At 69.4% G+C, this 18,901-nt stretch carries 22 protein-coding genes, 1 tRNA gene and 1 riboswitch; of the genes, 8 read left to right on the top strand and 15 right to left on the bottom strand.

The genetic code is table 11. The features are described from left to right. Positions 1 to 3: 3 nt before the first annotated feature. From OG867_RS20775 to OG867_RS20765, 3 genes are read right to left on the bottom strand one after another with little or no spacing between them, the layout of a single operon-like run. Positions 4 to 1,023 carry an ATP-binding cassette domain-containing protein gene (locus OG867_RS20775; RefSeq protein ID WP_406287389.1) on the bottom strand — a complete coding sequence of 340 codons (1,020 nt, stop codon included), beginning with the start codon at positions 1,021 to 1,023 and terminating at the stop codon, positions 4 to 6. Between the two features lie 19 nt (positions 1,024 to 1,042). Continuing rightward, the gene (locus OG867_RS20770) at positions 1,043 to 1,912 is read right to left on the bottom strand and encodes an ABC transporter permease (RefSeq protein WP_328900360.1); all 870 of its coding nucleotides are present in this window, start codon (positions 1,910 to 1,912) and stop codon (positions 1,043 to 1,045) included. Continuing rightward, a complete protein-coding gene (locus OG867_RS20765; protein ID WP_328900361.1) occupies positions 1,905 to 2,705 on the bottom strand; it encodes an ABC-2 family transporter protein in 801 nt (266 codons plus the stop codon). Before OG867_RS20765 ends, OG867_RS20770 begins: the two co-directional genes overlap by 8 nt. A 172-nt stretch (positions 2,706 to 2,877) precedes the next feature. On the opposite strand from OG867_RS20765, the gene OG867_RS20760 reads away from it, so the two are divergent. Further along, entirely contained in the window at positions 2,878 to 5,256 is a 2,379-nt protein-coding gene (locus OG867_RS20760) for a transglycosylase domain-containing protein (protein ID WP_406287387.1), read from the top strand. Positions 5,257 to 5,264: 8 nt separating this feature from the next. Here OG867_RS20760 and OG867_RS20755 read toward each other — a convergent pair whose 3' ends face one another. From OG867_RS20755 to OG867_RS20745, 3 genes are all read right to left on the bottom strand, one after another. Then, a complete protein-coding gene (locus OG867_RS20755) occupies positions 5,265 to 5,585 on the bottom strand; it encodes a multidrug efflux SMR transporter (RefSeq protein WP_018105629.1) in 321 nt (106 codons plus the stop codon). Between the two features lie 39 nt (positions 5,586 to 5,624). Next, positions 5,625 to 5,696, bottom strand: a riboswitch (guanidine-III (ykkC-III) riboswitch). A 42-nt stretch (positions 5,697 to 5,738) separates the two neighbouring features. Then, positions 5,739 to 6,077 (bottom strand): GroES family chaperonin, encoded by a 339-nt coding sequence (locus tag OG867_RS20750; protein ID WP_406287385.1) that lies wholly within the window; start codon positions 6,075 to 6,077, stop codon positions 5,739 to 5,741. Positions 6,078 to 6,120: 43 nt separating this feature from the next. Further along, positions 6,121 to 6,438: a DUF3618 domain-containing protein gene (locus tag OG867_RS20745; RefSeq protein WP_406287383.1), complete on the bottom strand. Its 318-nt coding sequence runs from the start codon at positions 6,436 to 6,438 to the stop codon at positions 6,121 to 6,123. A 127-nt stretch (positions 6,439 to 6,565) separates the two neighbouring features. On the opposite strand from OG867_RS20745, the gene bcp reads away from it, so the two are divergent. The 5 genes from bcp to OG867_RS20720 all read left to right on the top strand — a co-directional run bounded on the left by bcp (position 6,566) and on the right by OG867_RS20720 (position 10,394). Further along, the gene (gene bcp, locus OG867_RS20740; RefSeq protein WP_406287380.1) at positions 6,566 to 7,033 is read left to right on the top strand and encodes a thioredoxin-dependent thiol peroxidase; all 468 of its coding nucleotides are present in this window, start codon (positions 6,566 to 6,568) and stop codon (positions 7,031 to 7,033) included. Between the two features lie 174 nt (positions 7,034 to 7,207). Next, complete coding sequence (gene proP, locus OG867_RS20735; RefSeq protein WP_406287377.1) at positions 7,208 to 8,704, top strand: glycine betaine/L-proline transporter ProP; 1,497 nt, start codon at positions 7,208 to 7,210, stop codon at positions 8,702 to 8,704. 194 nt (positions 8,705 to 8,898) lie between these two features. After that, complete coding sequence (locus OG867_RS20730) at positions 8,899 to 9,480, top strand: HNH endonuclease (protein ID WP_406287375.1); 582 nt, start codon at positions 8,899 to 8,901, stop codon at positions 9,478 to 9,480. Further along, entirely contained in the window at positions 9,477 to 10,307 is an 831-nt protein-coding gene (locus OG867_RS20725) for an HNH endonuclease signature motif containing protein (protein ID WP_406287373.1), read from the top strand. The genes OG867_RS20730 and OG867_RS20725 overlap by 4 nt, the downstream gene beginning before the upstream one ends. A 12-nt stretch (positions 10,308 to 10,319) precedes the next feature. Then, positions 10,320 to 10,394, top strand: a tRNA-Leu gene (locus OG867_RS20720). A 53-nt stretch (positions 10,395 to 10,447) separates the two neighbouring features. On the opposite strand, the gene rdgB is transcribed toward OG867_RS20720, so the two are convergent. From rdgB to OG867_RS20700, 4 genes are all read right to left on the bottom strand, one after another. Continuing rightward, positions 10,448 to 11,050, bottom strand: a complete 603-nt coding sequence (gene rdgB / locus OG867_RS20715) for an RdgB/HAM1 family non-canonical purine NTP pyrophosphatase (protein WP_406287370.1) — start codon at positions 11,048 to 11,050, stop codon at positions 10,448 to 10,450. 32 nt (positions 11,051 to 11,082) lie between these two features. Then, positions 11,083 to 11,475: a hypothetical protein gene (locus OG867_RS20710; RefSeq protein ID WP_406287368.1), complete on the bottom strand. Its 393-nt coding sequence runs from the start codon at positions 11,473 to 11,475 to the stop codon at positions 11,083 to 11,085. Between the two features lie 123 nt (positions 11,476 to 11,598). Beyond that, entirely contained in the window at positions 11,599 to 12,336 is a 738-nt protein-coding gene (gene rph / locus OG867_RS20705; RefSeq protein WP_018105618.1) for a ribonuclease PH, read from the bottom strand. 99 nt (positions 12,337 to 12,435) lie between these two features. Further along, positions 12,436 to 12,669, bottom strand: a complete 234-nt coding sequence (locus OG867_RS20700) for a glucose PTS transporter subunit EIIB (protein WP_018517946.1) — start codon at positions 12,667 to 12,669, stop codon at positions 12,436 to 12,438. Positions 12,670 to 12,892: 223 nt separating this feature from the next. Between OG867_RS20700 and OG867_RS20695 the strand changes: the two genes are divergently transcribed. Both OG867_RS20695 and OG867_RS20690 read left to right on the top strand, forming a co-directional pair. Continuing rightward, the gene (locus tag OG867_RS20695; protein ID WP_406287364.1) at positions 12,893 to 14,152 is read left to right on the top strand and encodes a PTS transporter subunit EIIC; all 1,260 of its coding nucleotides are present in this window, start codon (positions 12,893 to 12,895) and stop codon (positions 14,150 to 14,152) included. A gap of 264 nt (positions 14,153 to 14,416) precedes the next feature. Then, a complete protein-coding gene (locus OG867_RS20690) occupies positions 14,417 to 15,664 on the top strand; it encodes a PTS transporter subunit EIIC (protein WP_328900373.1) in 1,248 nt (415 codons plus the stop codon). Between the two features lie 77 nt (positions 15,665 to 15,741). Here OG867_RS20690 and OG867_RS20685 read toward each other — a convergent pair whose 3' ends face one another. The 5 genes from OG867_RS20685 to OG867_RS20665 all read right to left on the bottom strand — a co-directional run bounded on the left by OG867_RS20685 (position 15,742) and on the right by OG867_RS20665 (position 18,848). Continuing rightward, the gene (locus tag OG867_RS20685) at positions 15,742 to 16,494 is read right to left on the bottom strand and encodes an MBL fold metallo-hydrolase (protein WP_328900374.1); all 753 of its coding nucleotides are present in this window, start codon (positions 16,492 to 16,494) and stop codon (positions 15,742 to 15,744) included. Between the two features lie 317 nt (positions 16,495 to 16,811). Beyond that, complete coding sequence (locus tag OG867_RS20680) at positions 16,812 to 17,762, bottom strand: PLP-dependent cysteine synthase family protein (RefSeq protein ID WP_406287361.1); 951 nt, start codon at positions 17,760 to 17,762, stop codon at positions 16,812 to 16,814. Continuing rightward, positions 17,762 to 18,040, bottom strand: coding sequence for a MoaD/ThiS family protein (locus OG867_RS20675; protein WP_328900376.1), 279 nt, complete (start codon positions 18,038 to 18,040; stop codon positions 17,762 to 17,764). Before OG867_RS20675 ends, OG867_RS20680 begins: the two co-directional genes overlap by 1 nt. A gap of 127 nt (positions 18,041 to 18,167) precedes the next feature. Continuing rightward, the gene (locus OG867_RS20670) at positions 18,168 to 18,293 is read right to left on the bottom strand and encodes a putative leader peptide (protein ID WP_265547502.1); all 126 of its coding nucleotides are present in this window, start codon (positions 18,291 to 18,293) and stop codon (positions 18,168 to 18,170) included. A gap of 123 nt (positions 18,294 to 18,416) precedes the next feature. After that, the gene (locus OG867_RS20665) at positions 18,417 to 18,848 is read right to left on the bottom strand and encodes a Mov34/MPN/PAD-1 family protein (RefSeq protein WP_406287357.1); all 432 of its coding nucleotides are present in this window, start codon (positions 18,846 to 18,848) and stop codon (positions 18,417 to 18,419) included. Positions 18,849 to 18,901 lie beyond the last annotated feature (53 nt).

The raw sequence follows: 18,901 nt of genomic DNA, 5'->3' as shown, positions 1-18,901 counted from the left end.
AGCCTATTGAACGGCCGCGCTCACGTCATCGGCTCCCCGGGCCGGTCGCGCGTACATCTTGGCGATCACCGCCTCGATGTCCGGCTCCCGCACCGAAAGGTCCGCCAACGGGTACTCCGCGGCGATCCGCGCCACCAGCGGAGCCGCCGAGGCGGACGCCGGGAAGGCCAGCCACTGGCGCGGCCCCTCCACCTTCACGGTCCGCACCGAGGGTTCCGACTCCAGCCGGATCGGCGGGAGTTCGCGTTCCAGGTCGACCACGAGCGTGCGTTCGCTCTCCCCCACCTCGTGCAGCCCGGCCAGCGCACCGTCGTACATCAGCCGGCCGTGGTCGATCACCATCACCCGGCTGCACAACTGCTCGATGTCCGTGAGGTCATGGGTCGTCAGCAGCACCGTCGTCCCGCGCTCCGCGTTCAAGTCCCGCAGAAACTGCCGCACCCTGGCCTTGGACACCACGTCGAGGCCGATCGTCGGCTCGTCCAGATACAGCACCTCCGGGTCGTGCAGCAGTGCCGCCGCGATGTCCCCGCGCATCCGCTGCCCGAGCGACAGCTGACGCACCGGTACGTCCAACAGCTCGCCCAGGTCCAACAGTTCGACACACTGGTCGAGGTTGGCCCGGAAGCGCGCGTCCGGCACCCGGTACATGCGGTGCATCAGCCGGTACGAGTCGCGCAGCGGCAGGTCCCACCAGAGCGTCGTGCGCTGGCCGAAGACCACGCCGATCCGGTGCGCCAGCCGCGTACGCTCCCGCGAGGGGTCGATGCCCGCGACGCGCAGGGAGCCGCCGCTCGGCGTGAGGATGCCCGTCAGCATCTTGATCGTGGTCGACTTCCCGGCCCCGTTCGGCCCGATGTAGCCGACCATCTCGCCGCGCTCCACCCGGAAGCTGATCCCGTCGACCGCCCGCACCTGGCGCCGCTCGGCGCGCAGGAAGCCCGTCCTGCGGCGGACGTCGAAGACCTTCTCCAGCCGGTCCAGCTCGATGAAGGCCGTCCCGCGGTCCGTGTCCCTGCTCATACCGCTCCCTCTCCGTCCGTCAACTTCCCGTACTCCGGTACGCCCGCAGCCCCGCCCGCCACGCCAGGCCCGCCGCGGTCGCGCAGACGGCGGCCACCACCGGCGGCAGGAACGCCACCCACTCCGGCAGCCCCAACGGCAGCTCCCGGCCCAGCACGTAGAGCGCCGGCAGCCAGTTCACGAAGGCCAGCGGCACCACGAACGTCACCCCGCGCACCAGGTCCTTCGCGAAGATCGTCGGGGGGTACTGGAGCAGCGTGTTGCCTCCGTACGTGAACGAGTTCTGCACCTGCGAGGCGTCCTGCGCGATGAACTGGAACGCCCCGCCCGCCACGAACACCGCCCCGAAGATCACCGACCCGCTCAGCAGCATCAGCGGCAGCACGACCGCCTTCGCCAGGGTCCAGTCGATGTCCGCCGCCACCAGCCCGTAGCCGAGGACCAGCAGCCCCTGGGTGATCCGCCCCAGCCTGCGCAGCGCGAAGCGGTCGGCCGCCACCTGCGCGAGGACCGGGACCGGCCGCACCAGCAGCGTGTCCAGCGTGCCGTCGCGCACCCGGCGGCCCAGCCGGTCCATCGACCCCATCAAGAGGTCCGCCAGACCGAACGCCGTCCCCGAAGCCCCGTACAGCAGTGCGATCTCCGGGAGGGTGTAGCCGCCCAGCGCGTCGACGTGCGCGAACATCAGCATGATCGTCACGAAGTCGAACGCCGTCGCCGTGAAGTTGCCGACCGCCGTCATCAGGAACGACGCCCGGTACGCCATCGTGGACCGCAGCCACATCGACACGATCAGCCCGTACGCCCGCACCCCCTCGACCAGCCGCGGCCGCGGGGCGAACACCTCCCCCGGCGCCTCCGGCACGGCCACCTCCACCACCTCAGCCACCCTGGACCACCACCCTCCGCGTCGCCACGCCCTGCACCATCCGCCCCACCAGCAGCAACACCGCGGCCCAGGACGCCTGGAACACGTACACCCGCACCAGCCCCCAGCCCGTGTGCTTGCCCAGGAACACATCCGCCGGCACCTGGAGCAGCGCCGACCACGGCATCAGCCGCGCCACCTCGCCCAGCAGCCCCGGGAACAGGCTCAGCGGCAGCAGCATCCCCGAGAAGAACATCCCCGCCAGGAAGGCGATCTGCGCCGCACCCGCCCCGTCCATCAGCCAGAAGGCGGACAGCGCCACCAGATAACGGATCCCGAAGCTCACCACCACACCCAGCGCCACCGAGACGAGGAACGCCAGCCACGGCCCCGCCGACCCCGGCAGCGCCAGGTCGAACGCGAGCCCACCGAGCACCATCGGCACGATGCCGCGCCCCAGCAGATGGAAGGCCGCCCGCCCCAAGTCCTGGGCCAGCCACCACAGCTGGAGGTCGACCGGGCGGTAGAGGTCCACCGCGATGTCGCCCGTGCGGATGCGCTCGATCAGCTCGTCCTCGAATCCACCGCCCATCATCACGCAGGTCATCAGCAGCGCCTGGCCCAGCCAGACGAAGGTGAGCGCCTGCGGCATGTCGTAACCGCCGAGGCTCGGCCGCTCGTCCCACAACGCCATGTACGTGTAGGCGAGGATGAAGCCGAAGACGGTGTTGGTGAACACCCCCGCCGCCGTCTCGATCCGATAGGTGGCGTAACGGCGGAAACCGCCCGCCGCCGCCACCGCGTAGACCCGCACAGCAACCGCCTCCCCGTCAACGGGTGCCGCACCGTGCGTGGACACCAAAGCGCAGGAGCCTAGTCCAGCCGGGACGGCCGCCGCGAGCGCTTTTCGGCCGTCGATCCAAGGGATATGCGCCAGAAAAGGGCAGTATGGGGGAACTGACCGCGGCCGAGGAGTCTGCACCGACATGAGCGACGAGCCACAGCAGCAGAACGGGGACACCGACCCCCCGGGCTGGGCCCCCAGGGACCTGCCTGCCGACGCCGCCGCCCCGGGACCGGCCCCCGAAGGCGAGGCCGCCGGCACCCCCGCCCCGAAGAAGTCCGGCAAGGCCAAGCGCCCCAAGCGCACCGGCTGGCGGCGGCTCATCCCCACCTGGCGCATGGTCCTCGGCGGCGTACTCCTCATCGCCCTGATCCTGATCGGCGGGTTCGTCGCCGGCTACCAGCTGGTCGACATCCCCGCCGCCAACGCCACCGCCACCGCCCAGTCCAACGTCTACCTGTACGCCGACGGCACGGTCATCGCCCGCGACGGCCTCGTCAACCGCGAGAACATCAAGCTGGCCCAGGTCCCCCGCACCGTCCAGCACGCCGTCCTCGCCGCCGAGGACCGCGACTTCTACTCCGAACGCGCCGTCGACGTCAAGGCGATGTTCCGGGCCGGCTGGAACACCCTCACCGGCAAGGGCAAGCAGGGCGGTTCGACCATCACCCAGCAGTACGTCAAGAACTACTACCTGGGCCAGGAACAGACCGTCGTCCGCAAGACCAAGGAATTCTTCATCTCGATCAAGCTCAACCGGGAACAGTCCAAGGACCAGATCCTGGAGGGCTACCTCAACACCAGCTACTTCGGCCGCAACGCCTACGGCATCCAGGCCGCCTCCCAGGCGTACTACGGCAAGGACATCGGCGACGTCACCACGGCCCAGGGCGCGTACCTCGCCTCGCTGCTCAACGCCCCCAGCGCCTACGACGTCGTCGCCTACCCGGAGAACAAGGCCGTCGCCGTCGCCCGCTGGAACTACGTACTGGACGGCATGGTCAAGGAGAAGTGGCTCGACCCCGCCGAGCGCGCCGCGATGACCTTCCCCGTCCCCGGCCCCGTCAAGCCCGCCAACAGCCTCTCCGGACAGCGCGGCTACATCGTCAAGGCCGTCGAGGACTACCTCGTCGGCAACGACATCCTGGACGAGAAGACCCTCGCCACCCGCGGCTACCGCATCACCACCACACTCCAGCGGAAGAGGCAGGACGCCCTCGTCGAAGCCGTCGAGGACAAGGTCATGTCCAAGACCGACGACGACCGCGCGGCCGACCGCGACGTCCGCGTCGGCGGCGCCTCCATCGACCCCGCCACCGGCCACGTCGTCGCCATGTACGGCGGCGTCGACTACACCCGGCAGTACGTCAACAACGCGACCCGCCGCGACTACCAGGTCGGCTCCACCTTCAAACCGTTCGTCTTCACCTCGGCCGTCGCCCACGACTCCACCACCCAGGACGGCCGCCGCATCACCCCCAGCACCATCTACGACGGCACCAACAAGCGCATGGTCGAGGGCCCCGACGGCCCCACCGGCTACGACCCCGCCAACGAGGACGACCGCAGCTACGGCCCCATCACCGTGTCCACCGCCACCGACAAGTCCGTCAACGCCGTCTACGCCCAGATGGCCGAGGACGTCGGCCCCGAGAAGGTCCGGCAGACCGCCGTCTCCCTCGGCATCCCCAAGAACACCGCCGATCTCACCCCCACCCCCTCCATCGCCCTCGGCGTCGCCACCGCCAGCGTCCTCGACATGACCGAGGCGTACGCGACCCTCGCCGCCCACGGCAAGCACGGCGCCCACATCCTGGTCAGCAAGGTCACCAAGGACGGCGAGGACGTCACCCTGCCCGGCCGTACGGTGAAGCAGGCCGTCAGCCGCGAGGCCGCCGACACCACCACGTCGATCCTCCGGAGCGTCGTGGAGGGCGGCACCGGAACCGCCGCCCGGGGCGCGGGGCGGCCCGCCGCCGGAAAGACCGGCACCGCCGAGGAGGACCGGGCCGCCTGGTTCGCCGGCTACACCCCCGACCTCGCCACCGTCATCGCCGTCATGGGCCAGGACCCGTCCACCGGCGCCCAGAAGTCCCTCTACGGCGCGCTCGGACTCCCCCGCATCAACGGCGGCGGCGCCCCCGCCGAGACCTGGGCCCAGTACACCGCGGCCGCCCTGAAGGGCACCCCCGCCCAGGACTTCGACCTCGACGTGGAGGAGGACACCGGCGACACCGCGCTGCCCACCGCCGAGGACACCGCCCCCGGCGACACCGGCCGCCGCACCCCCTCGGCCACTCCCCGGCGCACCCCGCCCACCACCCCGTCCCGGACCCCCTCCGCCCCGCGCACCACCCCCAGCACCACGGACAACCCGGCCGGAGGCACCGGCCCCGGCGGCACCACGGACGGCGGGGCGGACACGGGCGGCGGGGACGGCGGGGACACCGGGGGCGAGGGCGACATCGGCGGCTTCCTCGACGGGCCCCGGGGCACGCGGGCACCCGGCACGCGCCCCTGAAACCGGGCTCAGTGCCCCGAAGTGGCCTTCAGCCCGACGACCGCCACCAGCAGCAGGCACACGAAGAAGATCCGGGCCGCCGTCACCGGCTCGTGCAGCACCACCATGCCCAGGACCGCGGCACCCGCCGCACCGATCCCGACCCACACCCCGTACGCCGTACCGATCGGCAGGGTCCTGGCCGCGTGCGACAGCAGCATCATGCTCGCCACGATCCCCAGACCCGTGAACACACTCGGCCACAGCCGGGTGAACCCCTCGGTGTACTTCATCCCGATCGACCAGGCCACTTCCAGCAGACCGGCGACGACCAGCAGAACCCACGCCACGACAGCACCTCCGACGAGACAGAACACGCGAACCACACGGGTGCGTCGTCTTTGCGGAACCCGGTACGGCGCGTCTCGTCGGGGTGGTTCCACCGTAGCAAAGAACAGGCAAAGGGCCCGGTGACAACGGTCACCGGGCCCTCGCCCACAGGTCTACAGATACAGCCCGGTCGAATCCTCCGAGCCCTCGAACCGGTCCGCGGCCACCGCGTGCAGGTCGCGCTCGCGCATCAGCACGTACGCCACACCCCGCACCTCGACCTCCGCCCGGTCCTCCGGGTCGAACAGCACCCGGTCACGCGGCTCGACCGTCCGCACGTTCTGCCCCACCGCCACCACCACGGCCCACGCCAGCCGACGGCCGACCGCGGCCGTCGCGGGAATCAGGATCCCGCCGCCGGAGCGCCGCTCGCCCTCGGGCGACTCGGACCGGACCAGCACGCGGTCGTGCAGCATCCGGATGGGCAGCTTGTCGTTGGTGTTCTCGCTCACGCCCCGCAACCTACCGGGCAGCGCACCCGCCGTGCGCGAGGGGTCAGCGCTTGCGCCGCGAGGAGACGACCACCAGGCCGACCACGCCCACCGCGAGCAGCGCCGCCGGGATCACACGCTCCAGCCGAGGGCTGCCCGTCTCCGACACGAACTGGGCCTTCACGTCCGAGACCGCCCGGTTCACCGCCACATACGCCCGGCCGGCCGTCCGGTCCACGGTCCCGGCGACCTTCGCCTTCGCGTCACCCATGATCGTCTTCGGGTGCACCCGCACCCCGATCTCATCGAGTACCACCGCAAGCTGCTCGCGCCTGCTGATGATGTCCGCCTCGATCTGCGCAGGGGTCCTGGCATCCGACACCGCGCCGCCTCCGTGGTCCTCGTCCGGTAAACCTTCATCGACAGTCTGTCAGTTCCGCCGCATCCGCACCCGGCGGCACCCCCATTACGCTCGGTCCCTTAGACCCCACGTACCAATGAGGAGAACCATGAGCGAGCGCCTCACCTCCGGCGACACCGCCCCCGCCTTCACCCTGCCCGACGCGGACGGCAACGACGTCTCGCTCGCGGACCACAAGGGCCGCAAGGTCATCGTCTACTTCTACCCCGCCGCTCTTACCCCCGGCTGCACCAAGCAGGCGTGCGACTTCACGGACAACCTCGACCTGCTCGCCGCGGCCGGCTACGACGTCATCGGGGTCTCCCCGGACAAGCCGGAGAAGCTCGCGAAGTTCCGCGAGAAGGAGAACCTCAAGGTCACACTGGTGGGCGATCCGGCCAAGGAGACTCTTGAGGCGTACGGCGCGTACGGCGAGAAGAAGCTCTACGGCAAAACGGTGACGGGCGTCATCCGGTCCACGGTCGTGGTGGACGAGGAGGGGAAGGTCGCCCACGCGTTCTACAACGTGAAGGCCACCGGCCACGTCGCCAAGATCATCAAGGACCTCAAGATCTGAGGGGTGGCGGGGCCGCTCCGCGGGCCGCACGGAACGGCCCGAAACGGGCCATTCGCTGGGCCGAATGGCCGAAATCATGTGATGGACATCCCATTCCTTCGCTGAACCGGTTTGCGGCCGCCATGTCCGCGCAGAAGCCTTTCCTGTAACAGTTGCTGAGGAAAGGAACCGGCCATGGCGGCCTCCGACCCCCACCAGGTGGCCGACCCGGAAGCGGTCAAACGTCACCCCGCGCTGTTCCGTGCGATCCGGAAGCGGCAGAACCCCAAGCTGCGGCGCACGGACATCACGATCACGGACGACCAAGCGGTCAAGCGCGCGGTGAAGGCCGCCTCGCTCGGTAACGCGATGGAGTGGTTCGACTTCGGCATCTACTCCTACCTCGCCGCGACCCTGGGACATGTGTTCTTCCCGTCCGGGAACGACACCACCCAGCTCCTCTCCTCCTTCGCCACCTTCGCGGTCGCCTTCCTCGTCCGCCCCCTCGGCGGCATGTTCTTCGGGCCGATGGGCGACAAGGTCGGCCGCAAGAAGGTCCTCGCCCTCACCATGATCCTGATGGCGACCGGCACCTTCGCGATCGGCCTCATCCCCTCGCACGCCACCATCGGCGTCTGGGCAGCGGTCCTGCTGATCTTCTTCCGCATGCTCCAGGGCTTCTCGACGGGCGGTGAGTACGGCGGCGCCTCGACCTTCATCGCGGAGTACGCCCCCGACAAGCGGCGCGGCTTCTTCGGCAGCTTCCTGGAGTTCGGCACGCTCGCCGGCTACGTGGGCGCCGCCGGGCTGGTGACGCTCCTGTACGCGCTCCTCAACGACGCCCAGATGGAGTCCTGGGGCTGGCGCGTACCGTTCCTGGTCGCGGGCCCGCTCGGCCTGGTCGGCCTCTACCTGCGACTGCGCCTGGACGAGACCCCGGCCTTCCAGAAGCTGGAGGGCGGCACGGCGCACGCCACGGAGGCGGCGGACAGCGTCGAGACCACGGCCAAGGGCGACCTCGCGAAGATCTTCCGCGACTACTGGCCGACGCTGATCCTCTGCATCTGCCTGGTCGGCGCGTACAACATCACCGACTACATGCTGCTGTCATACATGCCGACGTACCTCTCCGACGAGCTCGGCTACAGCGAGACGCACGGCCTGCTGATCCTGCTCGGCGTGATGGTGTTCCTGATGCTGATCATCAGCCAGGTCGGCAAGCTCTCGGACCACTTCGGCCGCAAGCCCCTCCTGATGGCGGGCATGCTCGGCTTCCTGATCCTCTCGCTGCCCGCCTTCCTCCTGATCCGCCAGGGCAGCATCCCCGCCATCATCATCGGCATGGCGATGCTGGGCCTCTCCCTGGTCTGCATGCTCGGCACGATGTCGGCGGCGCTCCCGGCCCTGTTCCCGACGAACGTCCGCTACGGCTCGCTCTCGGTGGGCTACAACCTCTCGGCGTCGATCTTCGGCGGTACGACTCCGCTGGTGATCACGGCCCTGATCAGCGTCTCCGGCACGAACCTGATGCCGGCGTACTACGCGATGGCGGCGGCCCTGGTGGGCGTGATCGCGGTGGCCTGCATGAAGGAAACCGCGAACAAGCCGCTGGCGGGGTCCCCGCCGTCGGTGGAGACGACGGCGGAAGCGGAGGAACTGGTCCACGCCCAGAGCCCCGACCCGAAGTTCTGACCCGGCCCGTCCGGCTACGGCCCGTACAGCTTCCCCTCGAAGCGGTACGGGCCGTTCCGCATCTTGTCGGATATCGGACGTGACGCTCCGATAGTCGGTTCGTTACTCCGTACGAGGCCGCAAACGAACGGCCGGATGCGGAGGGGAACGTGGGGGTTCGGTACACGCGCGAGTTGCTTGAAGAAGCGGCGCGCATGACGACGAACATCAATGACGCCGTGCGGTGGTGTGGTGGGACGCCCACGCCGGGAACGCGGAGCTATCTGCGGCAGAAGGTGGCGGAGTGGGGCGTGGACGTCTCGCACTTCGTCGACATGAGGGTGCGCCACACCGAAGAGAAGCTGCGCGAGCTGGTGGTCCGGTCCACGAGCGTCGCGGAGGTCGTGCGCCGCCTCGGCATCAATCCCGTGGGCGGGAACCACACGCATATCAGCCGCCGCATCGCCGCTCTCGGGATCGACACCTCCCACTTCGTGCGCACGCCGCCGCGCCGCTCGAAGGGCACACGGGGGAACCCGCTTGTTCTCAGCGATCCACAGGACGGCCGCATTCCCGGCGAACGGCTGCGACGCGAGCTGGTGCGCACGGGCGCGGTCGACGCGTGCGCCGAATGCGGCAACGCGGGCGAATGGCAGGGGCAGCCACTGCGCCTCGAAGTCGACCACGTCAACGGCGACTGGTGGGACAACCGTCCGGCGAATCTCCGCATCCTGTGCCCCAACTGCCACGCGGCAACGGACACTTATCGCGGACGCAACCGCGCGAGGACAGCATGAGCGCCACGTACACGCGCGGTGTCCTCGAAAAAGCCGCAGCCACGGCGACCAGCCTGGTCGATCTGGTGCGTAGGTTGGACGGCCCCCTGGGCAGCCGAACATGCCGATACGTACGCGACCGGCTCCGGCATTACGGCATCGACACGTCCCACTTCGCGGACGAGCCCCTTCCCGAGCGGGCGCGCACGGCCTATCCGGCCGCGCTCATCGCCGAGGCGGCCGCCAACTCATCCAGCATCAGAGGGATGTTCGAGTACATGGGCCTGCCGCCGAGCGACAGCCCGTACGGATACGTGCGGGCGAAGCTCGACCGCCTCGGCATAGACACGTCCCACTTCACCAGCGGGCGCAGGCAGGGGGCACCTTCCGTCCCGCGCGAGCGGCTGGAGGCCGCGGTCGCCGAATCCCGCAGCCTCGCCGCCGTGCTGGAGGCGTTGGGACACGTCGACAACGGCGGCGCCCGCATCCGCCTGAAGCGGGACATCGAGAAATACCAGCTGTCGACTGCCCACTTCGTCGGTCAGGGCCACTCGGCGGGGACGCGCTCCCCAAGCCGCAAAGGGGCTGACGAGATCCTTGTCCTGAGGGATGGCGCATCCCGGACAAGGACGTCGCTCTTGAGACGCGCACTGGACGATGTGGGGCTGCCGCGCGCGTGCGCGGTGTGCGGAACCGGCGCGTCGTGGCGAGGGAGACGCCTCGTGCTGGAGATCGATCACATCAACGGGAACCGTGCCGACAACCGCCAGGCCAATCTGCGCTATCTCTGCCCTTCGTGCCACAGCCAAACGGCGACTTTCTCGAAGGGTCGCGCCACCACACAGTAGAGTGGGGTGCGCGAGCCCGTACCCCAGCAGGCTAGAGGGCGCTGACTTAGAATCAGTGTGTCGTGGGTTCAAATCCCACCGGGCTCACAGGCAAGAAGTGGCTTTCTCCTTCACTTCGAAGGCGAAAGCCACTTTTTGTGTCAGCCCACCAGCTCCCGCACCACCGGTACCAGCGCCCGGAACGCCTTCCCCCGGTGGCTGATCGCGTTCTTTTCCGCCGGGGTCAGTTCCGCGCACGTGCGGGTCTCGTCGTCCGGCTGGAGGATCGGGTCGTAGCCGAAGCCGTAGGCGCCGGCGGGGGTGTGGCGGAGGGTGCCCGTCAGGCGGCCCTCGACCACGCGTTCCGTGCCGTCCGGGAGGGCGAGGGCGGCCGCGCAGGCGAAGTAGGCCCCGCGATGGGGGTCGGAGATGTCACCGAGCTGGGCCAGGAGCAGGTCCAGGTTGGCGCGGTCGTTGCCGTGGGTGCCGGACCAGCGGGCCGAGAAGATGCCGGGGGCGCCGCCGAGGACGTCCACGCAGAGGCCGGAGTCGTCGGCGATCGCGGGGTGACCGGTGGCCTGCGCGAGGGCGTGGGCCTTGAGCAGGGCGTTCTCCGCGAAGGTGACGCCGGTCTCCTTGACGTCGGGGACCTCCGGATACGCGTCGGCGCCGACGAGCTCGTACGTGAGGCCCGCGTCGGCGAGGATCGCGTGGAGTTCGGTGATCTTCCCGGCGTTGCGGGTGGCGAGGATGAGGCGGGTCATGCGTCCAGTATCGCCGGACCCGCCCCACCGGCTCACGGGGTGCAGACCTTGGCGATCTCGCCGGCCGCGTCGGTGACCGGGGTGATGTCCGGGGTCGCGTCGCCCTTGTCGATGGAGTCGCGGACGTTGGTGACGCCGGAGCGGAGGTCGTCGACGGCCTTGGAGAGGTCGGCGTCGTCCGTCTTGTCGCCGAGGTTGCCCAGCTCCTCCTGGATCTGGTCCAGGGCCTCGGACGCCTGGGTGGGATCGCTGGAGGCGTTGGAGACCGCCTGGCGGAGGTTGTCGACGCTGGTGGCGATGGCGTCGGCGGTGCGGACGCAGTCGAGCGTCTTGTCGAGGGCGCCGCAGCCCGCCGCCGCGGTGGCGGTGATCAGTACGGCGGTGACGGCCAGTGCGGTGCGGTGGAGCCGGTGGCGCGTGGCCATGGCGTGGTCCCTCCCCGGGATGCGGATACGCGGACGGGCGCACGGTTCGACCCGTGCGCCCGTATGCGTATCGACGCCGCTGGGCGGGACTTGGTTGCCTCTTTACCTTCTCGGTTCGGCTGCTCAGGCGCCGAGCGTGGTGGCCAGCGCCTCGTTCTGGAGCTTGGCGAGGTCGACGCAGCCGGCCGTGGCGAGGTCGAGCAGCGCGTTGAGCTCCGTACGGTCGAAGGGTTCGGCCTCGGCGGTGCCCTGGACCTCCACGAAGCGGCCGTCGCCGGTGCAGACGACGTTCATGTCGGTCTCGGCTCGGACGTCCTCCTCGTAGCAGAGGTCGAGGAGCGGGGTGCCGTCCACGATGCCGACGCTGATGGCGGCGACGGTGCCGGTCAGCGGCTTGCGGCCGTGCTTGATGATCTTCTTGCCCTGGGCCCAGGCGACGGCGTCGGCGAGGGCGACGTAGGCGCCCGTGATGGCGGCGGTGCGGGTGCCGCCGTCGGCCTGGAGGACGTCGCAGTCCAGGACGATCGTGTTCTCGCCGAGCGCCTTGTAGTCGATGACGGCGCGCAGCGAGCGGCCGATGAGCCGGCTGATCTCGTGGGTCCGGCCGCCGATCTTGCCGCGTACGGATTCGCGGTCGCCGCGGGTGTTGGTGGAGCGGGGCAGCATCGAGTACTCGGCGGTGACCCAGCCCTCGCCGCTGCCCTTGCGCCAGCGCGGCACGCCTTCGGTGACGGAGGCGGTGCAGAAGACTTTGGTGTCGCCGAAGGAGATGAGCACGGAACCTTCGGCGTGCTTGCTCCATCCGCGTTCGATGGTGACGGGACGGAGCTGGTCGGCGGTGCGGCCGTCGATACGAGACATGGCGCCGAGCCTATCGGGTGACGGGGGCCCCGGTTTCCGGGTGCGCCGCAGGCCCCGCCCGGGGTGGGCGGGGCCTGCGGCAACGGGTTCAGGCGGTCGTCACATCATGTCTTCGATGTCGGCCGCGATCGGGTCCGCGTCGGTGCCGATGACGACCTGGATCGCGGTGCCCATCTTGACGACGCCGTGCGCGCCGGCGGCCTTGAGCGCGGCTTCGTCGACCTTGCTGGGGTCGATGACCTCGGTGCGGAGGCGCGTGATGCAGCCCTCGACCTCTTCGATGTTCTCGATTCCGCCGAGCCCGGCGACGATCTTCTCAGCCTTGCTGGCCATGGCCTTCTCCCTGGTTCTTCACGTACATGTGACGGCCCACCATGGGTCCGTTTCGTCACGGTAACGCACGGTTGGCCCAACTTCTCGGGCGGGCAACCGCACGGTCCCCAATGATGACGATCACCGGCGCCCCGCCTTCCGGGCCGGGCTCCGCACCGTATCGCGACTGGTCTACACCAGTATGCGACGACCGCCAAACCAGGCGTGTTCCGGGAGGATGCCGATGAGTTCGAACGCGGCCGCGCTACCGCAGCGGAAGTGGTGGAACGGGCCGGTCCAGGGCCTGCAGAAGGTCGGCCGCAGCCTGCAGCTGCCGGTGGCCGTCCTGCCCGCGGCGGGCCTGCTGGTCAGCCTCGGCAATCTCTTCGACTCCTCCCTGCACGGACGGTTCTGGGACAAGTTCGCGAAGGTCCTCCTCAACGGCGGGACCGCGATCCTCGACGGCGAGCTGGGCCTGCCGCTGCTCTTCTGCATCGGTGTCGCGATCGGCTTCGCGAAGAAGGCGGACGGCTCGACCGCGCTCGCCGCCGTCGTCGGCTTCCTGGTCTACCGGGGGGTCCTGACGGCGTTCCCGGTGGACGGCTCGGTGACCAAGGACCTCCCGGACGGGATGCCGCAGAACCCGGGCGTGCTGGGCGGCATCCTCATCGGCCTGCTGACGGCCGTGGTCTGGCAGCGCTACCACCGCACCAAGCTGGTCGACTGGCTCGGCTTCTTCAACGGCCGCCGGCTCGTCCCGATCCTGATGGCGTTCCTCTGCGTGATCCTGGGCGTGCTGTTCGGGCTGCTGTGGCAGCCGGTGGGCGACGCGCTGACGTCGTTCGCCAAGCAGCTGATCGACCTGGGCGCCTGGGGCGCGGCGATCTTCGGTTTCGCGAACCGGTTGCTGATCCCGATCGGCATGCACCAGTTCCTGAACACGTTCTTCTGGTTCCAGGCGGGCGAGTACACGGGGAGCGACGGCGGCACCGTCCAGGGCGACATCTCCCGGTTCTTCGCCGGGGACCCGTCGGCCGGGCAGTTCACCTCGGGCTTCTTCCCGATCATGATGTTCGGGCTGCCGGCGGCGGCGCTGGCCATCGCGCACACCGCGCGGCCGGAGCGGCGCAAGGAGGTCGCCGGGCTGATGCTGTCCGTCGCGCTGACGTCGTTCGTGACGGGTGTGACGGAGCCGCTGGAGTTCTCGTTCCTCTTCGTCGCGCCGCTGCTGTACGGGGTGCACGCGCTCCTGACCGGTGCGTCGATGGGCATCACCTGGGCGTTGGGGGTGCACGCGGGGTTCAGCTTCTCGGCGGGGCTGATCGACTACGTCGTCAACTGGCATCTGGATACGAAGCCCTGGCTGATCATCCCGATCGGGCTCTGTTTCGCGGTGATCTATTACGTGATCTTCCGGTTCGCGATCACCAAGTTCAACCTGCCGACTCCGGGCCGCGAGCCCGAGGAGGTGGAGGAGGACATCGAGAGGAACCTCACGAAGTAGGCTTTATGCAAGGTCTCTGATCTTGTGAGCGCGGCCCCCGGACCATGCGGTCCGGGGGCTTTTCGCATGTCACGGTACGTATGCGGTGGCTGCTGTGAAGTAGTCGCAAATTGCAGGTTCCTTATCTAACCCTCACCGTGCTACAACTGGTCTACACCACTCAGTGGTCCAGACCACGCGAAGCTTCGCGCGACACGTTTCTCGAGTCGTCGCCCACCCAAAACCCCCTGTCCCCGGCGGCGCCTTGCTTACTGGAGGAAGTTGATGAGTACGGCCACCGCTACGGCGGCTCCCGCGAAGAAGCGGGGCTCCGGCCTGTTCCAGGGCCTGCAGAAGGTGGGTCGCAGCCTGCAGCTGCCGATCGCGGTGCTGCCGGCCGCAGGCATCCTGCTCCGCCTCGGCCAGCCCGACGTCTTCGGTGACGACGGACTGGGCTGGGACAAGGTCGCCTCCGTGTTCGCCACTGCCGGCGGCGCGGTCTTCGACAACCTTCCGATGCTCTTCTGCATCGGTGTCGCCATCGGCTTCGCCAAGAAGTCGGACGGCTCGACCGCCCTCGCGGCGCTGGTCGGCTTCCTGGTGTACAGCAACGTGCTCAAGGCTTTCCCGGTCACCGAAGCGGTGATCCAGAAGGGCGCGGACACGGCGGCGACGTACAACAACCCGGGTGTCCTCGGCGGCATCCTGATGGGTCTCGTCACCGCGATCCTGTGGCAGAAGTACCACCGCACCAAGCTGGTGGACTGGCTCGGCTTCTTCAACGGCCGCCGCCTCGTCCCGATCATCATGGCCTTCGTCGGTGTGATCTTCGGTGTCTTCTTCGGCCTGGTCTGGGAGCCCATCGGTGAGGGCATATCCAACTTCGGCGAGTGGATGACCGGTCTCGGCTCCTTCGGTGCCGGCCTCTTCGGTCTGATCAACCGCGCGCTGATCCCCGTCGGTATGCACCAGTTCGTCAACACGGTCTCGTGGTTCCAGCTGGGTGACTTCACGGACGCCACCGGCGCGGTCGTGCACGGTGACCTGAACCGCTTCTTCGCCCACGACCCGACCGCCGGTCAGTTCATGTCGGGCTTCTTCCCGATCATGATGTTCGGTCTCCCGGCCGCCGCCATCGCCATCGCGCACTCCGCTCGCCCCGAGCGCCGCAAGGCCGTCATGGGCATGATGGTCTCCCTGGCCCTGACCTCGTTCGTCACCGGTGTGACCGAGCCGATCGAGTTCTCGTTCATGTTCATCGCGCCGCTGCTGTACGCGATCCACGCGGTCCTCACCGCGATCTCGATGGCCGTCACCTGGGCGCTGGGCGTCCACGCCGGGTTCACCTTCTCGGCCGGCTTCATCGACTACGCGCTGAACTGGAACCTGGCGACCAAGCCGTGGCTGATCATCCCGATCGGTCTGGTCTTCGCGGTGGTCTACTACGTGGTCTTCCGCTTCGCCATCACCAAGTTCAACCTCACCACCCCGGGCCGTGAGCCCGAGGAGGAGATCGAGGACCTGACCAAGTAGGTCCGGCCCGACAGCTCGAAGCCCTCACCTTCCCGGCGGAAGGTGAGGGCTTCGTCGTACGCGTACGAGCGCACCGCTCAGAATTCGTACACCGCGCCCGGCGCCGCGAGTTCCGTCGGGCCGGTGAAGACCTCGCGGGCGTCGGCGAGGTTGCGTTCCGCGTCGGTCCACGGCGGGATGTGCGTGAGCACCAGGCGGCCGACGCCCGCCCGGGCCGCCAGCTCGCCGGCCTCCCGGCCGTTGAGGTGGAGGTCCGGGATGTCCTCCTTGCCGTGCACGAAGGACGCCTCGCAGAGGAAGAGGTCCGTGCCCTCGGCCAGCTCGTCCAGGGCCTCGCAGGTGCCGGTGTCACCGGAGTAGGTGAGCGAGGAGCCGCCGTGCTCGATGCGGATGCCGTACGTGTCCACGGGGTGCCGGAGCTTCTCCGTACGCACCGAGAAGGGGCCGATCTCGAACCAGCCCGGCTTCAGCGTGTGGAAGTCGAAGACCTCGCTCATCGCGTGGTCGGACGGGGTGTCCGCGTGCGCGGTGGTGAGCCGCTGCTCGGTGCCCTCGGGGCCGTAGACCGGGATGCGGGCGGGGCGGTCGCCGCCGTGCGGGTAGTACCGGACGACGAAGTACGCGCACATGTCGATGCAGTGGTCGGCGTGCAGGTGGCTGAGGAAGATGGCGTCGAGGTCGTAGAGACCTACATGGCGCTGCAGCTCGCCGAGGGCGCCGTTGCCCATGTCGAGGAGCAGCCGGAAGCCGTCGGCCTCTACGAGGTAGCTCGAGCATGCCGATCCCGCGGAGGGGAACGAGCCGGAGCAGCCGACGACGGTGAGCTTCATGGAGCGTGAACCTCCGAGACGTGGGAACGGGGAGGGTTCGTGCGGTTCTCGCGGTGCGGTTTGTTGAGCGTAAGGCGCGAAAGTGCGGGTCGCTCCTTCGGGGTGGCTCGTTGTGGGGGAACTCACCTGCGCTGTCACCGGTTCGGGTGGCACCGGGTCTCCGCCCCGGCCCCCGCGCCTCAAACGCCGGCGGGGCTGGATCGTGCGGCGCAGCCGAAAGAGCCCCCGTCGCCGCGGGTGTGCGGCGACGGGGGCAAAATCAAGCCCCTGCGGCGATTGAGCAGCGGGGGTACGGGGGCAGCGCCCCCGGAAACGGGTTACGCCCAGAGCTGGCCGTGCAGCGTCTCGATCGCCGCCTCCGTGGTCGGCGCCGTGTACACGCCAGTCGACAGGTACTTCCAGCCCCCGTCGGCCACGACGAACACGATGTCCGCGCTCTCCCCGGCCTTCACCGCCTTGTTGCCCACCCCGATCGCGGCGTGCAACGCCGCCCCCGTGGAGACGCCCGCGAAGATCCCCTCCTGCTGGAGGAGTTCGCGGGTGCGCGTCACCGCGTCGGCGGAGCCGACCGAGTAGCGCGTGGTCAGGACCGAGGCGTCGTACAGCTCGGGGACGAAGCCCTCGTCCAGGTTGCGCAGGCCGTAGACGAGGTCGTCGTAGCGCGGCTCGGCGGCGACGATCTTGATGCCCTCGACGTGCTCGCGCAGGTAGCGGCCGACGCCCATGAGGGTGCCCGTCGTGCCGAGCCCCGCCACGAAGTGGGTGACCGACGGGAGGTCGGCGAGGATCTCCGGGCCGGTCGTCGCGTAGTGCGCGCCCGCGTTGTCCGGGTTGCCGTACTGGTAGAGCATCACCCAGTCCGGGTGCTCCGCCGACAGCTCCTTGGCGACGCGGACCGCGGTGTTGGAGCCGCCCGCCGCCGGCGAGGAGATGATCTCGGCGCCCCACATGGCGAGCAGGTCGCGCCGCTCCTGGGAGGTGTTCTCCGGCATCACGCACACGATGCGGTAGCCCTTGAGCTTGGCCGCCATGGCGAGCGAGATGCCGGTGTTGCCGCTGGTGGGCTCCAGGATCGTGCAGCCGGGGGTGAGCCGGCCGTCCTTCTCCGCCTGCTCGACCATGTGGAGCGCGGGGCGGTCCTTGATCGAGCCGGTGGGATTGCGGTCCTCCAGCTTGGCCCAGATGCGGACGTCGTCCGAGGGTGACAGCCGCGGCAGGCGGACGAGCGGGGTGTTGCCCACTGCGGCGAGCGGGCTGTCGAAGCGCATCAGTTCATGCCGCCGGCGACGGCCGGGAGGATGGTGATGCTGTCGCCGTCGCTGAGCTTGGTGGAGATGCCGTCCAGGAAGCGGACGTCCTCGTCGTTCAGGTAGACGTTGACGAAGCGGCGCAGCTGCTCGCCGTCCACGATCCGCTCCCGGATGCCGGTGTGGCGGCTCTCCAGGTCCGTGAAGAGGTCGGCGAGGGTGTCCCCCTGGCCCTCGACGGCCTTGGCGCCGTCGGTGTAGGTGCGGAGGATGGTCGGGATGCGGACCTCGATGGCCATGGCGTGGGCTCCTGTCGAAGCGGAGTGGTGGCGGTGGGCGTGGGGCGTGCGGCTCTGCCCCCGCGCGGGGTCGGTACGTGGTGCGGTGGGCGCCCGGCCAGGTCGGCGGCGCCCGGGTACGGCCCGCTCAGGCCGCGCGGCCGGCGGACCGGTGGTTCGTACAGATCGCGCTGGAGAGGCGGCACAGGTCGACGTGCAGGCGCGCCACGAGCAGCGAGCCCGGCGTCTTGTCACTCACGTCATGGGGAACCATGCGGTCATCGTATCGATTCCCGGTCGGGGATTCGGAGTGTGATCTCACCTGGTGGATGGTCGGCGTTCGGTGGGTGGACAGGGCCGGGGTGCGCACGGCCCTGTCGCACCGCTGCGGGGGTGGTCAGGCCGCCGGGTACGCCGCCACGACCAGGACCTCCTCCTCGGTGATCCCGCCGTCCACGATCCGGTACGAGCGGAACTGGAAGGGGCCCGCCTCGTCGGTGTCCGCGGTGGAGACCAGCACGTAGTGGGCGCCGGGCTCGTTGGCGTACGTGACGTCGGTGCGCGAGGGGTACGCCTCGGTCGCCGTGTGCGAGTGGTAGACGATCACCGGCTCCTCGTCGCGGTCGTCCATCTCGCGGTACAGCTTGAGGAGGTCGGCGGAGTCGAACTCGTAGAACGTGGGCGAGCGCGCGGCGTTGAGCATGGGGATGTAGCGCTCGGGGCGTCCGCTGCCGGCGGGGCCGGCGACGACGCCGCACGCCTCGTCGGGGTGGTCGGCGCGGGCGTGCGCGACGATCTGGTCGTACAGCGTCTGGGTGATGGTCAGCATGGCGCCCAGGATAGGACGACGGGCCCCCGCGTACCGAGGAGTGGTACGCGGGG

This window comes from Streptomyces sp. NBC_00209 (genome assembly GCF_045206345.1).
In the GTDB taxonomy this organism is placed as follows: domain Bacteria; phylum Actinomycetota; class Actinomycetes; order Streptomycetales; family Streptomycetaceae; genus Streptomyces.
Note: the sequence above shows the minus strand (reverse complement) of the source record. Positions and strands in the feature narration are given on the sequence as shown.

What these genes read in the sequence shown, in the direction of transcription:
- rdgB (WP_406287370.1), bottom strand. Translation starts at nt 11,050, where the DNA reads ATGACCCGCCTCATCCTCGCCACCCGCAACGCCGGGAAGATCACCGAA.
- OG867_RS20775 (WP_406287389.1), bottom strand. Translation starts at nt 1,023, where the DNA reads ATGAGCAGGGACACGGACCGCGGGACGGCCTTCATCGAGCTGGACCGG.
- OG867_RS20760 (WP_406287387.1), top strand. Translation starts at nt 2,878, where the DNA reads ATGAGCGACGAGCCACAGCAGCAGAACGGGGACACCGACCCCCCGGGC.
- OG867_RS20685 (WP_328900374.1), bottom strand. Translation starts at nt 16,494, where the DNA reads ATGAAGCTCACCGTCGTCGGCTGCTCCGGCTCGTTCCCCTCCGCGGGA.
- proP (WP_406287377.1), top strand. Translation starts at nt 7,208, where the DNA reads ATGGCGGCCTCCGACCCCCACCAGGTGGCCGACCCGGAAGCGGTCAAA.
- OG867_RS20725 (WP_406287373.1), top strand. Translation starts at nt 9,477, where the DNA reads ATGAGCGCCACGTACACGCGCGGTGTCCTCGAAAAAGCCGCAGCCACG.
- OG867_RS20680 (WP_406287361.1), bottom strand. Translation starts at nt 17,762, where the DNA reads ATGCGCTTCGACAGCCCGCTCGCCGCAGTGGGCAACACCCCGCTCGTC.
- OG867_RS20690 (WP_328900373.1), top strand. Translation starts at nt 14,417, where the DNA reads ATGAGTACGGCCACCGCTACGGCGGCTCCCGCGAAGAAGCGGGGCTCC.
- bcp (WP_406287380.1), top strand. Translation starts at nt 6,566, where the DNA reads ATGAGCGAGCGCCTCACCTCCGGCGACACCGCCCCCGCCTTCACCCTG.
- OG867_RS20670 (WP_265547502.1), bottom strand. Translation starts at nt 18,293, where the DNA reads ATGGTTCCCCATGACGTGAGTGACAAGACGCCGGGCTCGCTGCTCGTG.
- OG867_RS20695 (WP_406287364.1), top strand. Translation starts at nt 12,893, where the DNA reads ATGAGTTCGAACGCGGCCGCGCTACCGCAGCGGAAGTGGTGGAACGGG.
- OG867_RS20665 (WP_406287357.1), bottom strand. Translation starts at nt 18,848, where the DNA reads ATGCTGACCATCACCCAGACGCTGTACGACCAGATCGTCGCGCACGCC.
- OG867_RS20730 (WP_406287375.1), top strand. Translation starts at nt 8,899, where the DNA reads ATGACGACGAACATCAATGACGCCGTGCGGTGGTGTGGTGGGACGCCC.
- OG867_RS20700 (WP_018517946.1), bottom strand. Translation starts at nt 12,669, where the DNA reads ATGGCCAGCAAGGCTGAGAAGATCGTCGCCGGGCTCGGCGGAATCGAG.
- OG867_RS20710 (WP_406287368.1), bottom strand. Translation starts at nt 11,475, where the DNA reads ATGGCCACGCGCCACCGGCTCCACCGCACCGCACTGGCCGTCACCGCC.
- rph (WP_018105618.1), bottom strand. Translation starts at nt 12,336, where the DNA reads ATGTCTCGTATCGACGGCCGCACCGCCGACCAGCTCCGTCCCGTCACC.
- OG867_RS20675 (WP_328900376.1), bottom strand. Translation starts at nt 18,040, where the DNA reads ATGGCCATCGAGGTCCGCATCCCGACCATCCTCCGCACCTACACCGAC.